An 18,005-nucleotide genomic window follows, 5' to 3' on the forward strand; every position below is an offset into this window, starting at 1 on the left:
AGTTTTTTTATCTTTAACCATGCAACCTATACAAGGAATAGCTCGCAACCAACTACAAGTAAGTAGTCTAGAAGACACCATTAGTCATGATAATCCTGTTCGATTTATAGATGCTTTTGTCAACAGTATCGATTTAGAAAAAATAGGATTTACACCCAGAGTATTAAAAACCGAAGGTCGCCCAAGTTTTGATACCAGGGTATTTTTAAAAATTTATTTATACGGCTATTTAAATGGCACCTGTTGTCCCAGTTACAATGTTGTCTATATTTGTTATTTTTTTAGGTTTTTGTTTTTAAGTTTCGTTGGTCAAAATGACGTACAACATATTAATTTGTGCCATAAAAAATATCTTCTACCTCTCAATATCCACAAAAAACTCATTAGTCAAGACTTCAACTTCTTTCATTTTCTTTACTTTGAAAGTTGATTTTTGCCATTCGTTGGTTGGTTGTAAGCGTGTTTCTTTTCCTTTTATTTTGATGTCAATTGGCATTGCAAAATTAGGTTCGTCTGTTTTCCAGCGGTATTCTAATAGTTTGTTAGTGATTTTTAATTCAAGAACTGGAATGTTTTTATATTTTAAATATTGATTGAAAACGGGTTTCAAATTTAATCCTGTTTCACGTTCAAAATAAGCCAATACCATTCGGTTGTCTATAATTTTATGACGAAATTTTTCTGAATAACTTAACAGTAATTTCCACCATTTGGCATCGTCGTTTAGTATATGTCTTATGGTATTTAGCATCAACGCACCTTTATAGTACATATCGCCCGAACCTTCGTTGGCAACATCAAATTGTCCCATTATAGGTTTGTCATTTAGTACATTTCGTTTCAATCCGTTGATATAAGTTTGTGCTTTTTCGTAACCATATTGGCATTCAACAAAAACCGATTCAGAGTAGCAAGTAAAACCTTCGTGAATCCACATATCGGCAACGTCTTTGCTAGTAATACTGTTACCAAACCATTCGTGACCACTTTCGTGAACAATAATAAAGTCGAAAAGCAAACCAATTCCAGTATCAGATAAATCAGTTCCTTGATAACCTTTTTTATAGCCATTTCCGTAAGCAACGGCACTTTGATGTTCCATGCCTAAATATGGAGTTTCGACTAGTTTGTAACCATCTTCGGCAAAAGGATATTTTCCAAATTTACTCTCAAAACAATCTAACATTGGTTTGACTTCTTCAAAATGAGTTTTGGCTTTTTCTTCATTTTCTTTTAGAACATAATAATCCAAATCTAACCCATTGTGCGTATCATGAATATGCGCATAATCAGCAATATTTACCGTAATATTGTAATTGTTTATTGGATTTTTTACTTCCCAATCCCAGCGAGTATAACCGTTTTTAAGGTCTTCACTGCCAAGCAATCTTCCATTGGAAACATTCATCAAACCATTTGGAACGGTAACTTTTATCGAAACACCATTATCGGGTTCATCAGTTTGAGAATCTTTACATGGAAACCATAAACTGGCGCCATCGCCTTGGCAAGCAACACCAATCCAAGGTTTTCCTTGTTTATCTTTAGAAAAAACAAAACCGCCGTCCCATGGAGCACGTTTTGCAATGGTTGGTTTACCTGAGTAATAAACCCTGATTTTCTTTTCAAATTTCTGCACTAAAAATTGCGGAAAAGTTAAAAAGACAGCATTGAATTCACGTGTAAACGGAATTTTTTCGTTATTATGGATGATGCTATCAATCACCATATTTTCAAACAAATCAATTTGTATATCCTTTGTTTTGTTGACAGTTGCTTTAAAAGTAATGTCATTATAACCAGAAATTGATTTTTCTTCAACATTCACTTTGATGTTTAGGTCATAACGCAATACGTTATAATTTCCTTTTCCGTATTGTAAGCTACCACGAAGCGAATCTTTTCGTGTAAACGTTTCTTGAGCAAAAAGCGATTGAAAACCTAATAAAATTAAACTAACAATAAATATTTTTTTCATGATAATTTGATTTAGAATTGATGGTAGTTCGTTTTTGTGATTTGTTACTTGATAAATAAAATTAACACAAAAGTCACAAAAGTTAAGTATTAATTTTTTTGTGACTTTTGTGGTTAAAAAATATCAAACCTGAATAACTCCCAAGTTAAATTTCTTCTCAATAGGTGAGTGGTTCGCTGCTTCAATTCCCATAGAAATCCATGTTCTGGTTTCTAATGGATCTATAATAGCATCTGTCCACAAACGAGAGGCTGCATAATAGGGAGAAACTTGTGCATCGTATCTTGCTTTTATTTTATCAAATAATTCTTGTTCTACTTTTTCGTTAACCGTTTCGCCTTTTGCTTTTAGCGAAGAAGCTTCAATTTGTGCTAATACTTTTGCGGCTTGTGTTCCGCCCATAACAGCTAGTTCGGCACTTGGCCAAGCTATAATTAATCTTGGATCGTAGGCTTTTCCACACATGGCGTAATTTCCAGCACCATAAGAGTTTCCTATAATTACTGTGAATTTTGGTACAACCGAATTGGAAACCGCATTTACCATTTTGGCACCATCTTTAATGATTCCGCCGTGTTCCGATTTGCTACCAACCATAAAACCTGTAACATCTTGCAAGAAAACCAACGGAATTTTCTTTTGGTTACAATTGGCAATAAAACGAGTAGCTTTATCTGCCGAATCAGAATAGATGGCACCACCAAATTGCATTTCGCCTTTAGCGTTTTTCACCACTTTTCGTTGATTGGCAATTATTCCGACTGCCCAACCGTCGATTCTGGCATACGCTGTTATGATTGTTTTTCCGTAATCGGGTTTGTATTCGTCCCATTCTGATTTGTCAACTAATCGTTTTATAATGTCGTACATATCATATTGATCGGCGCGAGATTTTGGTAAAATTCCAAAAATATCGTTTTCTATTTCGGTAGGTTTTTCGGCTTTATCTCTGTTGAAACCTGCTTTATCGTAATCACCAATTTTGCCAACAATACTTTTTATTCTGTCTAGAGCATCTTTATCATCTTTGGCTTTATAATCAGTTACACCTGAAATTTCGCAATGCGTTGTTGCTCCACCAAGTGTTTCATTATCAATATTTTCGCCAATTGCCGCTTTTACTAAATAACTTCCCGCAAGGAAAATACTTCCTGTTTTATCCACAATCATGGCTTCGTCACTCATAATTGGAAGATAAGCGCCACCAGCTACACAACTTCCCATAACGGCTGCAATTTGGGTAATTCCCATGCTACTCATTATGGCATTGTTTCTGAAAATTCTACCAAAATGTTCTTTATCTGGAAAAATTTCGTCTTGCATTGGCAAATAAACACCTGCAGAATCTACCAAATAAATTATTGGCAGACGGTTTTCCATGGCAATTTCTTGTGCACGAAGATTCTTTTTTCCTGTAATTGGAAACCATGCGCCTGCTTTTACAGTGGCGTCATTGGCAACTACAATACATTGTTTTCCTGAAATATAACCCATTTTTACCACCACGCCACCAGAAGGGCAACCGCCATGTTCGGCATACATTCCGTCACCCACAAAAGCACCAATTTCGATAGATTTTGATTTGGCATCTAGTAGATAATCAATACGTTCTCTAGCTGTCATTTTGCCTTCGGCATGTAGTTTTTCTATTCGTTTTTCGCCACCACCAAGTTTAACTTTGGCAAATTTTTGCTTTAAATCGGATAGTAAAAGTTTGTTATGATCTTCGTTTTTGTTGAAGTTTATGTCCATAAATAGTTGCTTATTTTGTTGTGGCTAATGTACGAAAACGTTTTAAATTTTTTTATAAAACTAAATTTAACGGTTTTTAGTAACTTTTTATATAAATTAATATTCACTTAACATTAAATGAATACTTTTGCGTCATTAAATCAAACAGTAATGACATTAAATAGTATTTTTCAGTTTTTAGTTCCTAAGGATAAAAAGTTCTTTCCATTATTTCAACAGGCTTCTGCAAATTTAGTAATTCTTGCCAGAACATTACATGAAGGTGTTAATGCACCAAAGGAACAACGTGAAGAATATTTTAAGAAAATTGAAGAATTAGAAGCAATAATTGAAGAGATTACACATAAAACTCACTTAGAGTTAAGTAGAAATTTTATCACTCCATTTGACAGAGAAGATATTCACGCATTAATTAAGTCTATTGACAATGTGGCTGATAATATGCATGGTGCTGCTAGTAGAATCCGTTTATATCAGGTTGATAAAATTACAAAATCTATTAGAAAATTGACAGAAATTAATTTGGAAGCATGTGAACTTATTAATGAAGGAATTTGTCAGTTAAAAAACATTAACAATGCTAAGATGATTAAGGAAACGTGTAAAAAAATCAATAAATTAGAAAGTAAAGCAGATGTTGTATTTGATAAAGCCGTTGCTGATATTTTTGAAAATGAGACAGATGCCAAAAATATAATCAAATATAAAGAAGTTCTTTCTGCATTAGAGATGGCTTCAGATAAATGTAAAAGTGTTTCTAATGTTATGGAACAAATTTCTGTTAAACATTCATAAATAGTGCTTTTTTAAAAAATATTTATGGATTTTACTTTACTTATTATAATAATTGTTCTTGCTTTAATCTTTGATTACATCAATGGTTTTCATGATGCTGCAAATTCAATTGCCACTATTGTTGCTACAAAAGTATTAACGCCTTTTCAAGCGGTAATGTGGGCTGCTTTTTTTAACTTTTTAGCGTATTGGGTCTTCGGTTTTGGTATTGCAGACACCGTTGCTAAAACTGCTCATACGAGTAGTATTAACTTGAACGTTATTTTGGCAGGTGTTATTGCTGCAATTATTTGGAATTTATTTACTTGGTGGAAAGGAATTCCATCATCCTCATCACATACATTGATTGGTGGTTTTGCTGGAGCTGCTGTAGCTCACGGATTTGTAGGTGTTACAGATTTAGATCATGCTGGTTTTAAAATTGTAAATTGGTACAAAGTTGCTAAAGCTGGTGAATTGTTGCCGTCTGGAGTGTTAATTGTAGTATTATTTATAGTTTTTGCACCATTACTTGGAATGATAATTTCCTATTTCATTTCACTTTGGTTAATGTATTCTTCTAAAAAAAATATATATCCTAAGATTCTAACAGTAATTTTAATGCTGCTAGTAGCTTGGTTTTTGTTTTCTGTAATGATTTCATATGAAGATATTAAAAAGCCTAGGTTTGAAAATCATTTTTGGAGTGTTATAACTGAGCCTCACAATATAAAATGGTTTTTGGTAGCCTTTATATTTTATGCTTTGGCAATTTTCAATCTTTTATTTAGTAGCTTTTCGACAGCAACAGCTGAAAAAGTTTTGAAGAAAATGCAACTTCTATCTTCTGCGGCTTTTAGTTTAGGACATGGAGGAAATGATTCTCAAAAAGTAATGGGAATTATTGCGGCAGCTGTAGCCGTTTTTATTAAAGACAATCCAAATTTTGATTTATCTGGATTTATATTAGATTTGAATGTTCAATTACCATCAGAAGCCAACGGAGTTAAAATAGATGGAATCATGCCAGAATGGATTCCTTTAACTTGTTATACAGTTATTGCATTGGGAACGCTAAGTGGCGGATGGAAAATTGTGAAAACAATGGGGTCAAAAATAACCAAAGTTACCGCATTTGAAGGTGTTGTGGCTGAATCTGCAGGAGCATTAACTTTGTTTATAACAGAGCATTTCAAGATTCCGGTATCAACAACGCACACTATAACGGGTTCTATCATTGGAGTAGGAGTTACTAAGAGAGTTTCGGCTGTACGTTGGGGTGTAACAGTTAAACTTCTTTGGGCTTGGATTTTGACTATTCCAGTTTCAGCTTTACTTGCTGCCTTAGTATATTACTTTATGCTTTTGTTTTAATGTAAATACTTTATTTAATATATACTCCTAAAGTTCTTAGTTCTTTAGGAGTTTTTTTATATTTGCAAGACACGAAAATCAAAAAAACAATGAAGCTTTACTATTTAATATTTTGTTTGCTTTTTATAACTATTTCCAACTCGCAAGTAACCATTAAACAATCAAAAAACGATAATGATTTGAAGTTATCTGCAATACCATATTACAGTTTTGGAAAAGGAGTTGGTATTACATCACCAGATAGTTTATTTCAATTTAATATTCGTTTTCGTTTGCAAAATAGAGTTACATACATTGATAACGAAGATGAAAAACCTTTATATGATGGACAAATACGTCGATTGAGACTTAGATTTGACGGGTATGTTGGTTCTCCAAAATTGCTTTATGCAATACAATTATCTTTTGCTCCTGGTGATGTTGGAGAAATAAAAGAAGGTGAAAATATCAATATTATTCGTGATGCAGTTGTTTTTTATCGTCCAAATAATCATTGGAATATTAGTTTTGGTCAAACTAAATTACCAGGAAATAGACAGCGTGTGAATTCTTCTGGCGGATTACAATTGACAGATAGAACCATAAATAACACTAGATTTACAATTGACAGAGATTTTGGTTTTCAAGTCCATAATATGAACGAGTTTGAAGATTCCTTTTCATACAATTTTAAAGCAGCTGTTTCTACTGGAGAGGGCAGAAATGTAACAGATAAACCAGATGATGGTGTTGCTATTACTGGTAAAGCGGAACTCTTTCCGTTTGGAGCATTTTCTCGAGATGGAACCTATTTTGAAGGAGATATTGTTAGAGAGAAAAAGCCAAAGTTTATGATTTCTGGTGCTTTTCAGCAAAATAATAATGGTTTAAGAACACAAGGTCAACTAGGAAACGACTTATTTGAAGCTAGAACAATGAAATCTGTTTTGCTTGATGCAATGTTTAAATATAAAGGTTGGGCTGCAATGACAAGTTATATGTCAAGAACTACTAATGATAATGCTGTAACTATAAATCCTTTAGATAATACTAAATCAAACTATGTTTTTGTTGGAAATGGTTTTGATTACCAAGTAAGTTACAATACAAAGAAGAACTATGAGTTTATAGGTAGGTATTCGCTTCAAAATGTTGGAAATGATATTGAAATTAGAGCTCCAAGAACTAAACAATATTCATTAGGTTTAACAAAATATATTTGGGAACACGCATTTAAACTTCAAAGCGAACTTACTTTTGACAAACTTTATTATTTTGATGGAACAACTAAAAACAACTGGTATTTCCGTGTTCAACTTGAAATTGGAATTTAGAATTTTGCATTAAAATTTAGAAAGTGGCATTTTGTCATTTTTTTTATTTTTCTAATGTTACGAAATTGTTAAGTAAAAGTTTTTTTATTGTAAAATAAGTTATATATTTGTTATCGAAATATTAATTAAAAACCCAAAGTACTTATGAAAAAGATGATTTTAATTACGTTAATGATGGTTTCAGGAGTAATTTTTGCACAAGGAGAACCACAATTAGAAGCAGTAGGACAATTGGTTAAAGCAACTTATTATTACGATAATGGAAACGTACAACAAGTAGGTTACTTTAAAGACGGAAAACTAGAAGGAAAATGGACTTCATATACTGAGAATGGTGCTATACAAGCAATTGCTGAGTATAGTGATGGAGATAAAACAGGAAAATGGCAATTTTTTGATAATGCAGTTGCAGTAAAAGAAGTTGATTATTCTAAAAATCAAATAGCAGTTATAAAAGATCTTAACACTAAACCAATAGCTGTTAAAAATTAATTCAAACGTTTGTTATAAAAAGGAAAAGTTCGTCTAGTGATAGACGAACTTTTTTGTTAAAAAAAATATTAAATTATTGTATCAAGTTAGTTCCGCTAACTGTTGACCATGCACCAGTTGTTAATGAAGCACCAGTTGCAGTATTTGAAGTTGTATAAAAACCATCAGGAAAAATAACAGAAGTAACCGTTGATGTACCGCCAAATAGAGGAGTAGTTCCGTTTATTTTTACATTAGTAAGTTTAATTTTGCTTGCGTTAACTTGGTTATTATTAGTATTAGCATCTTGAATTCTAACAGCTACAGCACTTGCATTTGTAGTATAACCATCAATTAAAATGTTAGAGTATTCGCCATTACCTTGATTTTTAAACTGGATTGCATCATATTCAGCAGCATTATTTTCTGTCAATGTTCCAGCAGCTCTTTTTAATGTAATGTTTGAAACTTTTGGCCAAAATGAATTGTTATTGTTTTTACATTCTATTTCCATACCAAAGTTTCCAGTTCCAGTTTGATAAGCATACCAATTTGAGCTTAATTGACCTCTCCATCCATCTTGCCAGTCATAAGAATCGTCAAAGTTTCCATAAGAAATAGCATTTATCAAACTTACAGTACCACCATAAAACTCAAAACCATCATCAGCTCCTTTGTAAGTAACTAAATTTTCCAATACTGTACCTGAACCAACTGAGTAAAATGAAAAGCCATTCATTTCAGAATTACCATCATTAATTTTTTTACCAGCGTATTCTACACGCACATATTTTAATGATCCACCATTGTGTTCTGCATTAGCACCTCCATAAGGTAAGTTTAAGCCATCTTCAGAATATGCATTTGTTGCACCACCAACAGCTACAATAGGTGCGTCTCCATACATTATAATTCCTCCCCATGAACCTGGTATTTGGGAAGTTTCAGTAAATATTACAGGTTCTGCTGCAGTTCCGTTTATTACTAGTTTTCCACCGTTTTCAACAACTAAAGCATCAGTACCATCAGACAAAGTAGCTGTAAATTTTGAACCTGCATCTATTGTTAAAGTAGCACCATTTTTTATTCTAACGATACCTTTTAATGTATAATTTCCAAATGCCAGGGTTCTGTTTGTAGTTAAATCACCCGTAATTTCGCCCACAACTGGAACTTTAACTGTTGGCGTTTCATCGTTGTCTTCTGAACAACCTGTAAACAATAAACTTAATGCTGTCAAGCTTAAAAATAATTTTTTCATGTGTGTTTGTTTTTTAGATTTATAATTATGCAAATATATTTTTAGCATATTACTTACTGATTAATCAATTATTATTAAATTTTTAATATTATCACACAATGTAAATTTTTTGTAAATAAAAAATCCTGCCGAAACAGGATTTTTGTTAGAATACATAACTTACATTTAGGCTAAACCCTACACCCCTTTTAAAATCTCTCACTATTAGCGATTGTTCTATAATTGGTGTTTTATTGTTTGAACCTAATTCAAATTTTTGAACAGGATTTAATATGTTGTCTGCGGAAAACTTAACATTTATATTTTTAGTTAATTTACTAGAATATACAAAATCTAATTTTTGGAATGGTAATTCATAAATATGATCAACACCGGCGCTTCCCACAGAAAAAATGCTTTTGCTTTTTACACCATACACTAGAGAAACTGTGTTTTTAATATCTTTTCCAAGAGTAAAATCATATTTAGCATCGGCATTTAGAACCCAATTTGAAGCTCCTTGCAATTCTCTTGAAGAATTATTTTCTAATTCATTTTCTTCACTAATTTCTACTTTGGTTTTCATTAGTGACGCATTAAAACCCACTGATAAGTCTTTTAAAGCATAGGAAAGATTAGATAATTGGAAAATTGTTTCAAACTCAGCTCCGTATAAGTTTGCTGATTTAGAATTTTTGTAGGTTGTTAAAAGGGATGCACTTGGAATAAAAACGCGCTCTATAGGGTCTTTAATATTTTTTGCGTAAACTCCGACTACAAAAATATCTTTTTTGTCTGATAAAAATTCATACTTCAAATCAGCATTTAAGTTTTGGGTATCTACTAAGTTTAAATTACCAAGTTCTACATCACCGTCAGCATTAACAAATTTTATGGGTAATAATTCCATTAAAACTGGTCTTGTGATAGTTTGAGAAGCTGCAAATCTTATATTTGATTTCTCGTTTAATTTGTATTTACTGTTAACAGTTGGTAAGAAATAATTTTTTTTAGAATCATTTTTAAGATATGGATCGTTAAATTCAATTGTTTTGTTATTACCTAACTCACGATATTTAATAATTCTGCTAGAAGATTCTAATCTTATACCTCCATTAATTTCTAATTTTTTAGTAGCATTGATTAATATATTTACATAACCAGCATTTACAAATTGGTCAAACTTTTGTTTATAGGAAACGTCAGATTCTTCTCTTTCAAAAATTAATCCATTTGTAATATCATCTATAATTTCTCCATTAATAGTGTTTATGTTGGTGTTTGTTTGTAAACCAGTATTTATAGGGATAGTAGAGAATAATCTATAGGTAGCACTTAAATTATTTCTGAAAGAGTTAAACCCTACAGATAATTTATTGGTTTTACCATCTATTTCTTTACCAAAATTATAATTATACTCTAGCAAACCACTCATAAAATAGTTTCCTTTTAGTGTAAAATGTTGACGGTTTAGTGTGCTACCTCCATAAGTATTTGAAAATGTACCGTCATTGTTTTTTAAACCAACTAAAAATTTTCTGTCTGGTAATTCATATAAAGTTTTTACATATCCTATTCCACCTCTTATACTTTGTTTGTTATCAGATGTCAATTTGTAACTTGTTGTCAATTGATTGTTAAAGTAATCGGTTTGTTCAAACTGGTTTAAACGAATAAATCTATTGGGAGTATCTTTTTGATTTTGTAAAAAACCTAATTGATCTTCAATTAAATTTTCAGTTGTTCTTATAAACATCGAATTAGTTGCTAATTGAAATCTATTTGATTTATATTTTAATCCTACCAAAGCAGATGTACTGGTAATATAATTATTTGATGTTGTTTTTAGATTATTGTTATATTCATTTCCACCTTCAATAAAAGTCCTTTCGACACCTTCTCTAAGTTGGTATCTATTGTCCCAATTTAATGATACTAAATATGTAAATGAACGACTATTTTCAAATTTAAACTTATTTGAGTGACTAAAACTAATTGAATTGTTTATAGGAGCTCCAACCTTATCAACATTCCATGAATTATTTTTATATGAATTTAAGTATTCAGTAGAGTTAAGTCTTACATTACCAATGTTTCCATACTCTTTAGGTAGTTCTCTATACTTTTTTTGAATACCAAAAAAACCTTGGTCATTAGTAGCAGTTTCAGATAGTAAAAAATCTGTAGTATTGTTATTGGTAACATAACCAAATCCTACACTTAATTTTGTTTGAGATGTTTGAGGTTCAGAAGTTTCAACATTAATAGTTGCACCTGCAAAGTCTCCAGGCATGTTTGCATTAAATGTTTTGTAAACACTTAACACACCAACAATATCTGTAGGGAATAAATCTAATGGTATTATCTTTTTAAATGGACTATTTGATGGTACTTGTAAATCATTTATAAGTAAGTTGTTGTATCTATTTTCTAAGCCTCTTACGAATAATCCTCTAGACTCAACTTTAGTTATACCTGTTACTTTGGTTAATCCTTCTTCAACATTACTAATTCCTTTGCGATCCATTTCTTGTGCACCAATACTTTGTTTCATTTCAACAGCTTTCATCTGCTCTAGCAATAGTGCCGACTCTTTTTCTCTGTTTTTTCCAGCAGATTTTACAACTACATCTTTCAATGTATAATTTCCAGAACCAAGACTACAATTTAGTGTTGAAGTTTCACCAACTTTAACGGTTACTGATTTTTCAACGTTTTCATAACCAATAAAACTAAATTGAACAATATAATTTCCAGGATTTAAAGAAATTGAATAATTTCCAGTTTCATTTGTGGTAACTGCAATTGAAGTTCCTTTAACAATCACATTTGCAAAAGGTAAAGCTGTGTTGCCAGCTTCTTTATCGGTGATTACACCCGATAGTGTTCCTTTTGATTGAGAAAATGAGAATGTTACAAAAAGTAGTGTAGTAATAAGTAAGTTAAATTTCATCGTTTAGCTCGTTAATTTTTTTTGCAAAGAACGGCTTGAAATGTAAAATTGAAGTTACTTAAAGTTTATGATTTGGTTTAGTTAATATTACCTAAAAGTTAAGATGTTAAATTAAATCAATGTTTGATTGGGTATATAAAATACAAAAGCCAATCTGGAGCGATTGGCTATTGTGGTGAGGTGTAACTTCCTTTCGGAATCCTCGTTGCAAATATAGCACTAAAAAATGGATTTTCTTTTGAAATATTTTAAAAAAGTAAACTTTTTAGTCAACTTAAAATTGAGTTTTCAAAAAACTTTTTATATTTGCATCATTATAAGCCATTTAAAAAAGTATATGCCATGTTAGTAAAAGTATTCGGTAGCGCCGTCTTTGGCGTTGAAGCCACGACAATCACTGTAGAAGTAAATATTGATAAAGGTGTTGGGTACCATCTTGTAGGTTTACCCGATAATGCCATTAAAGAAAGCAGTTATCGCATTGCTGCAGCACTCAAGAACAATAACTATCAACTTCCTGGAAAAAAAATTACCATCAATATGGCACCTGCCGATTTGAGGAAAGAAGGTTCTGCTTATGATTTGACATTAGCAATTGGAATTCTTGTTGCTTCTGGTCAAATTAGAGCTGATGATGTTGCCAAGTATGTCATTATGGGTGAATTGTCATTAGATGGAGGTTTGCAACCAATAAAAGGTGCTTTGTCGATTGCAATAAAAGCTAGAGAAGAAGGGTTTAAAGGCTTTTTTCTGCCAAAACAAAATGTAAAAGAAGCCGCTATTGTTGACGGATTGGAAGTTTACGGAATTGAAAATGTAACTGAAGTTATCAATTTTTTTGAAGGAAAAGAAACCATTGAACCAACAATTATTGATACTAGAGAAGAATTTAATAAAACACTAGACTTCCCCGAATTTGATTTTTCGGATGTAAAAGGGCAGGAGAGCATCAAACGCTGTATGGAAATTGCTGCTGCTGGTGGTCATAATATTATTTTGATAGGGCCGCCGGGTTCCGGTAAAACAATGTTGGCAAAGCGTTTACCTAGTATTTTGCCTCCAATGACTTTGAAAGAGGCTCTAGAAACCACCAAAATTCATTCGGTTGCTGGAAAAATTAAAGATGCTGGTTTGATGAGCCAACGACCTTTTCGATCACCGCATCATACCGCATCAAGTGTTTCTTTAGTTGGCGGAGGAAGTTACCCGCAACCTGGTGAGATATCGCTTTCGCATAATGGTGTTTTATTTCTTGATGAATTACCCGAATTTAAAAGAGAGGTTTTAGAAGTAATGCGACAACCGCTTGAAGATAGAGAAGTTACTATTGCTAGAGCAAAATTTACTATAACATATCCTTCATCTTTTATGTTAGTGGCAAGTATGAATCCGAGTCCGAGTGGTTTTTTTAATGATCCTGATGCTCCTTTAACATCTTCTCCAGCAGAAATGCAAAGGTATATGGGTAAAATTTCTGGTCCATTATTAGACAGAATTGATATACATATTGAAGTAACACCAGTTCCATTTGAAAAACTGACCGAAACTAGAAAAGCCGAAAGTAGTGTTGAAATTCGTAAACGTGTTATTGGCGCAAGAGAAATTCAAACGAATCGTTTTGCTGCATTTGATAATATACATTACAACGCCCAAATGAGTTCAAAGCAAATAAGAGAATATTGTGCGTTAGATGATGATTCTTTGCAATTATTAAAAACAGCTATGGAAAGATTAAACTTGTCTGCAAGAGCTTACGACAGAATTTTAAAAGTTGCTAGAACAATAGCTGATTTGGAAGCATCAGAAAATGTAGTTCCTAATCATATCGCAGAAGCTATTCAGTATAGAAGTTTGGATAGAGATGGTTGGTTGGGATAAAAAAAATCGTCTAGTTTTATAGCTAGACGATTTCTATTTTTTTTAAAACAAAATGACTATTGAAACAATACTTAAAAAGTTGCTCCTTGTTCTATGTTAACAGTTTGACATCTTTATAAAATCGATTTATAGCTCTAATCCATTTAATACTTTATATTTATTAATTAGCAGACTATTATTTTAAATTCTAATCCACTTAGAAATTATTGTTTGAAGTGTATCTTTAACAATTGGTTTTGAGGCATAATCGTTCATGCCTACATTTAAACATTTTTCCTTTTCACCAATAACTATGCCAGCGGTTATTGCAATAATTGGAACGAGAGTACCAAATGACATTTTTCTAATTTCTTGAGTTGCTTGATAACCATTCATTACGGGCATTTCAACATCCATTAAAATAAGGTCTGGCTTCAAAATTGAAAATTTTTTAACAGCTTCTTTTCCATTAATTGCATCATAAACGGTTGCGTTTGGTATAATTTGTTTAACGAGTGTTTTAGCGAGAAGCATATTAATTTTATTATCTTCAACAATCAAAATTTTATAATTCTCTTGCCCAAAATCTATAGTTTTTTTTGTTTCTGTATTTTCTATTGGTTTCAGAATTAATGCTTTGTTCTTTATTGATTCTGAACCCTTGAAAGTAATTTCAAAGAAAAATTCACTACCTTCTTTGTATATACTATTTATTTGCAATTTACTTTTCATTAAAGAAAGTAATTGATTTGAAATTGTTAACCCTAAGCCCGTTCCTCCAAATTTTCTTGTTGTTGAATTATCACCTTGTGAAAATGCATCGAAAATTTTATCTATATATTCTTCTTTTATTCCTACACCAGTATCTTTTACTGAAAAGCGTAGTTTAAAATTAGAATTTTTTGTTTTCTCTAACAAATTTATTGAGAAATGTACCGATCCTGTTTTAGTAAACTTGATGGCATTACTTAATAAATTAATCACTATTTGCTTTAATCTAATACTATCTGTAAAAATATATTTGGGAATATTTTCATCTACAGAAAAACTTAAATTTAAATCTTTTTTTATTGCTTCATACTTTACTAAAATAATAACTTGATTAGATAATTCACGAATATCAGATTCGGATATATTTAAATCTAATTTTCCTGATTCTATTTTGGAAAAGTCTAAAATATCATTAATTATTTCCATAAGTAAGTTTGCTGACTGACTTATAGTTTCCATGTAGTTTAATTGAGTCTTCTCTAGTGTTATGTTTTTTAGCAAATCAGTAAAACCAATAATTCCATTAAGAGGTGTTCGTATTTCATGACTCATATTTGCCAAAAAATCTGATTTTGCCTTATTAGCAGCTTCAGCAAGTAATCTTTTTTCTACTGCTTTTTCATTTTTCTTTCTATTGGTTATATCAATAAAAATACCTTCAATATATTCAATTTTGGAATCTTTTTTTATGACATCTCCAAACTCTTCAACCCAAACTATTTTTCCTGCTTTATTATAAATTCTATAGACTTGATGAATTTTACGACCTTCTTTTATTGCATTTTTTTGATTTTCGACAACATCGTCTTTCTCGTTTGGATGAATCAAGTTGCTATATACAATTTTGTTTTCTAGAAAATCTGATTTTGGAAATCCAGTTAAATTTTCAATTTCATCGTTTATATAAACTTTGGTAAAGTTAGGGTCGTTTTTAGATAAATATACGGTTCCTGGGATATTTTCGGCAAGTAATTTAAATCGTTCTTCGGTTTCGGTTACAAGATTATCGCTTTCATTTCTTTCTATTGCTGATGTGATGTTGTTTGCCAAGTTTTGAAGAATATTTATTTCATCTTCTGACCAAATTCTCTCATTAGTACAATCGTCAAAACCAATAAATCCATATAGTTCATTTTTAATAAAAATTGGAATATTGATGATTGATTTTATATTTTTTTCGACAAGACTTTGTTTGTATATTTCGTCTTCTATATTTTTTACAATAAAGTTAAATGATTTATTTATTTTTAGTAATTCGATATATTCTCTAAAATTTTCATGAGGAAAACTTATAATTGCTTCTGCATCTATAAAAGTTTTTATAGTATCGCAAACCCATTCATACTTTTGAATAACAATTTGATTTTCGGCATCATTTAAATAGAAATAGGCTCTATCAACTCTTGCAGCTTTTCCTATTATAGCTAGTGTTTCATTGCAGTTACTAAAAATATTTTTATTTTTTATGAAGCTATTTGTAATTTTGGTTAGCGCAGAAAGAAGTTCACTTTTGTATTTTACTTTTTTCTCAGTTTCTAGACGATGGTTAGTTTCTATAAAAATAGCTATAAAGTCTGATATAGATTGCACAAAATTAATATCTTCAGTATCCCAAATTTTAATTTTTGTATTTGACTCTAAGCATAAAACACCTTTTAGATCACCATTTAGATATATAGAAGTATCCAGCATTGATTTTATTTGGGTTTCTGGAAAGTAGACTGGAATAAACTCTTTTAAGGCTTTCTTTTTATATACGTCACTTGCAACAATAATATGTTTTTTTTCTATAGTTTCAAAATAGGTTGGATAATCCTTTTTGTATAAAATCATATTATACTGAAAGGTATCGGTGTTTTGTTCATAAAGTTTTGTACACACAATTTTATCAGGATAATATTCCCAATAGCTAACTCTGTTAATATCAACAATTTTGGTAATTGATTTTAATATAAAAATTAAAAAACTTTTAAAATCTACATTTGAAGAAAAACTTTTTAAGGTTAACTCATTTTTAAAATCATCGTATTTTTTAACTTTTATCTCTTTATATTTTTTTTCAATTTCAAGTTTCTTTAAGATTGTTATATCTCTAGCAATTGCTGAATAGCCTGTAATTATTCCTTCATCATTTCTATTTATACTGATTTTTTGTGAAAGCCATATTGCTTCACCATTTTTCTTTATAATTGGATAATCAAATGCTTGTTTTATTATTTCTTTGGAGTTGAGGTAGTTTTTTAAGAACTCGCTTGCTTTTTTTATGTGATCTTTTCTTATAAATTTTGAATAATGTTGATTTATAGTTTCTTCAAGTGTATAGCCTAGACTTTCTTGTACAAACTTGTTTAGATAGGTAAAATTACCATCTTTGTCGGTTTCAAAAATTAAATCTGTCGCATTTTCAATAACATTATTATATTGATTATGAATTTGTTGGTATTGAGTAATGTCTTTTCCAATTGAAACAATTGTATCGTCAGAAAATATTTTGTCTGTCCATTGAATGTATTTAAATTTTCCATCAGCACATTTTAGTTTTCGGACATAAATTTTATTTTCAATTTTTTTTGTGAAATTTTTTTCTGAATTTTCTGTTAGTATCCAAAAATTTTTGCCAATTACTTGTTCAGGATAATAACCAAGAATTTTTGTAATGCTCTCACTACAGTAAATTACCTCAGATTTTGTATTTATAGCAATAGACAGTGAATTGTTTTTGTCATCAATAGAACTTGCATAAAGAATATTTTCGGTATTTGTAATTATGGATAAATATCTTAAGTAATTAACAAAAGCAATTAGTATAGAAGAAATCACAATTATGAGTGCTAATTTGTCTGAAATTAAATGTTGCGTGAAGGTATAGAGATATAAAAACCCCAAGAATGTATGAAAGAATATAAATTCTTTTAGAGTTTTATAAATAGTAAAAGAAAAATATACAATTAGTAAAAAAGCACTATAAGTTATTAGGTTAAATTCTCTAGTTACAAGATTGTTAAATTCAAATAAAAGGTAAAGAATATATATAAAAGTAAAAATAACTCTAATATTTTTTACTAAAAAAGGAATTTTTTTGATGAATAGATATAGTAGTAGTAATGTGAAACCTATAGAAAAGTTTATGATAGCTAATGTTTCAGGTCTTAAATCATAAAAGCTATATATTATTTCTGTTAAAACGATTAGAAATCCTAAAAAAAATATTGATGCACCGTATTTGTCGCTGTTATATTTTAACTGATAATATTTTTTAATATAATTTGCGTACTGTTTTTTATTCTTTTTGTTTAAAATAAATGTTATGCCAATAATACATATAAAAGCAAAACTAAAAATCCATTTTAAGTTCGGATTAAGCATTGCTATATTTTGAGCATATTGACTCATGGTTAAATAGAGTTGCATTTGCATTGTAATAATACAAATAAATTAAGGTAAAGTTTAGCATTTATATCAATTTGGGACTTGAAATATGTATTCAAATTTAATAAAATTGCCTTACAAAAACTATTAATT

10 protein-coding genes are annotated in these 18,005 nt (G+C 30.5%); 5 read left to right on the forward strand and 5 right to left on the reverse strand.

The features are described 5' to 3' along the window. Positions 1–355 precede the first annotated feature (355 nt). Both ACIQ66_RS04605 and ACIQ66_RS04610 read right to left on the reverse strand, forming a co-directional pair. Positions 356–1,978 carry a M1 family metallopeptidase gene (locus ACIQ66_RS04605; protein ID WP_396211633.1) on the reverse strand — a complete coding sequence of 541 codons (1,623 nt, stop codon included), beginning with the start codon at positions 1,976–1,978 and terminating at the stop codon, positions 356–358. 123 nt (positions 1,979–2,101) lie between these two features. Then, complete coding sequence (locus ACIQ66_RS04610) at positions 2,102–3,730, reverse strand: acyl-CoA carboxylase subunit beta (protein WP_396211634.1); 1,629 nt, start codon at positions 3,728–3,730, stop codon at positions 2,102–2,104. 150 nt (positions 3,731–3,880) lie between these two features. On the opposite strand from ACIQ66_RS04610, the gene ACIQ66_RS04615 reads away from it, so the two are divergent. From ACIQ66_RS04615 to ACIQ66_RS04630, 4 genes are all read left to right on the forward strand, one after another. Then, entirely contained in the window at positions 3,881–4,525 is a 645-nt protein-coding gene (locus ACIQ66_RS04615; protein WP_396211679.1) for a DUF47 domain-containing protein, read from the forward strand. A 24-nt stretch (positions 4,526–4,549) separates the two neighbouring features. Continuing rightward, complete coding sequence (locus tag ACIQ66_RS04620) at positions 4,550–5,878, forward strand: anion permease (RefSeq protein ID WP_396211635.1); 1,329 nt, start codon at positions 4,550–4,552, stop codon at positions 5,876–5,878. Positions 5,879–5,967: 89 nt separating this feature from the next. Further along, a complete protein-coding gene (locus ACIQ66_RS04625; RefSeq protein WP_396211636.1) occupies positions 5,968–7,191 on the forward strand; it encodes a porin in 1,224 nt (407 codons plus the stop codon). A gap of 144 nt (positions 7,192–7,335) precedes the next feature. Next, the gene (locus tag ACIQ66_RS04630; protein ID WP_396211637.1) at positions 7,336–7,683 is read left to right on the forward strand and encodes a toxin-antitoxin system YwqK family antitoxin; all 348 of its coding nucleotides are present in this window, start codon (positions 7,336–7,338) and stop codon (positions 7,681–7,683) included. A gap of 73 nt (positions 7,684–7,756) precedes the next feature. Here ACIQ66_RS04630 and ACIQ66_RS04635 read toward each other — a convergent pair whose 3' ends face one another. Further along, positions 7,757–8,923 (reverse strand): hypothetical protein, encoded by a 1,167-nt coding sequence (locus ACIQ66_RS04635; protein ID WP_396211638.1) that lies wholly within the window; start codon positions 8,921–8,923, stop codon positions 7,757–7,759. Between the two features lie 145 nt (positions 8,924–9,068). Then, the gene (locus ACIQ66_RS04640) at positions 9,069–11,855 is read right to left on the reverse strand and encodes a carboxypeptidase-like regulatory domain-containing protein (RefSeq protein WP_396211639.1); all 2,787 of its coding nucleotides are present in this window, start codon (positions 11,853–11,855) and stop codon (positions 9,069–9,071) included. A gap of 342 nt (positions 11,856–12,197) precedes the next feature. Between ACIQ66_RS04640 and ACIQ66_RS04645 the strand changes: the two genes are divergently transcribed. Beyond that, positions 12,198–13,733, forward strand: coding sequence for a YifB family Mg chelatase-like AAA ATPase (locus tag ACIQ66_RS04645; RefSeq protein WP_396211640.1), 1,536 nt, complete (start codon positions 12,198–12,200; stop codon positions 13,731–13,733). 180 nt (positions 13,734–13,913) lie between these two features. On the opposite strand, the gene ACIQ66_RS04650 is transcribed toward ACIQ66_RS04645, so the two are convergent. Further along, a complete protein-coding gene (locus tag ACIQ66_RS04650; protein ID WP_396211641.1) occupies positions 13,914–17,894 on the reverse strand; it encodes a PAS domain S-box protein in 3,981 nt (1,326 codons plus the stop codon). Between the last annotated feature and the right edge of the window lie 111 nt (positions 17,895–18,005).

It is taken from the genome of Flavobacterium sp. (assembly GCF_044377315.1).
GTDB lineage: Bacteria > Bacteroidota > Bacteroidia > Flavobacteriales > Flavobacteriaceae > Flavobacterium.

Coding starts and splice junctions, on each gene's coding strand:
- ACIQ66_RS04610 (WP_396211634.1), bottom strand. CDS start 3,730: ATGGACATAAACTTCAACAAAAACGAAGATCATAACAAACTTTTACTA.
- ACIQ66_RS04640 (WP_396211639.1), bottom strand. CDS start 11,855: ATGAAATTTAACTTACTTATTACTACACTACTTTTTGTAACATTCTCA.
- ACIQ66_RS04650 (WP_396211641.1), bottom strand. CDS start 17,894: ATGCAACTCTATTTAACCATGAGTCAATATGCTCAAAATATAGCAATG.
- ACIQ66_RS04635 (WP_396211638.1), bottom strand. CDS start 8,923: ATGAAAAAATTATTTTTAAGCTTGACAGCATTAAGTTTATTGTTTACA.
- ACIQ66_RS04645 (WP_396211640.1), top strand. CDS start 12,198: ATGTTAGTAAAAGTATTCGGTAGCGCCGTCTTTGGCGTTGAAGCCACG.
- ACIQ66_RS04605 (WP_396211633.1), bottom strand. CDS start 1,978: ATGAAAAAAATATTTATTGTTAGTTTAATTTTATTAGGTTTTCAATCG.
- ACIQ66_RS04620 (WP_396211635.1), top strand. CDS start 4,550: ATGGATTTTACTTTACTTATTATAATAATTGTTCTTGCTTTAATCTTT.
- ACIQ66_RS04625 (WP_396211636.1), top strand. CDS start 5,968: ATGAAGCTTTACTATTTAATATTTTGTTTGCTTTTTATAACTATTTCC.
- ACIQ66_RS04630 (WP_396211637.1), top strand. CDS start 7,336: ATGAAAAAGATGATTTTAATTACGTTAATGATGGTTTCAGGAGTAATT.
- ACIQ66_RS04615 (WP_396211679.1), top strand. CDS start 3,881: ATGACATTAAATAGTATTTTTCAGTTTTTAGTTCCTAAGGATAAAAAG.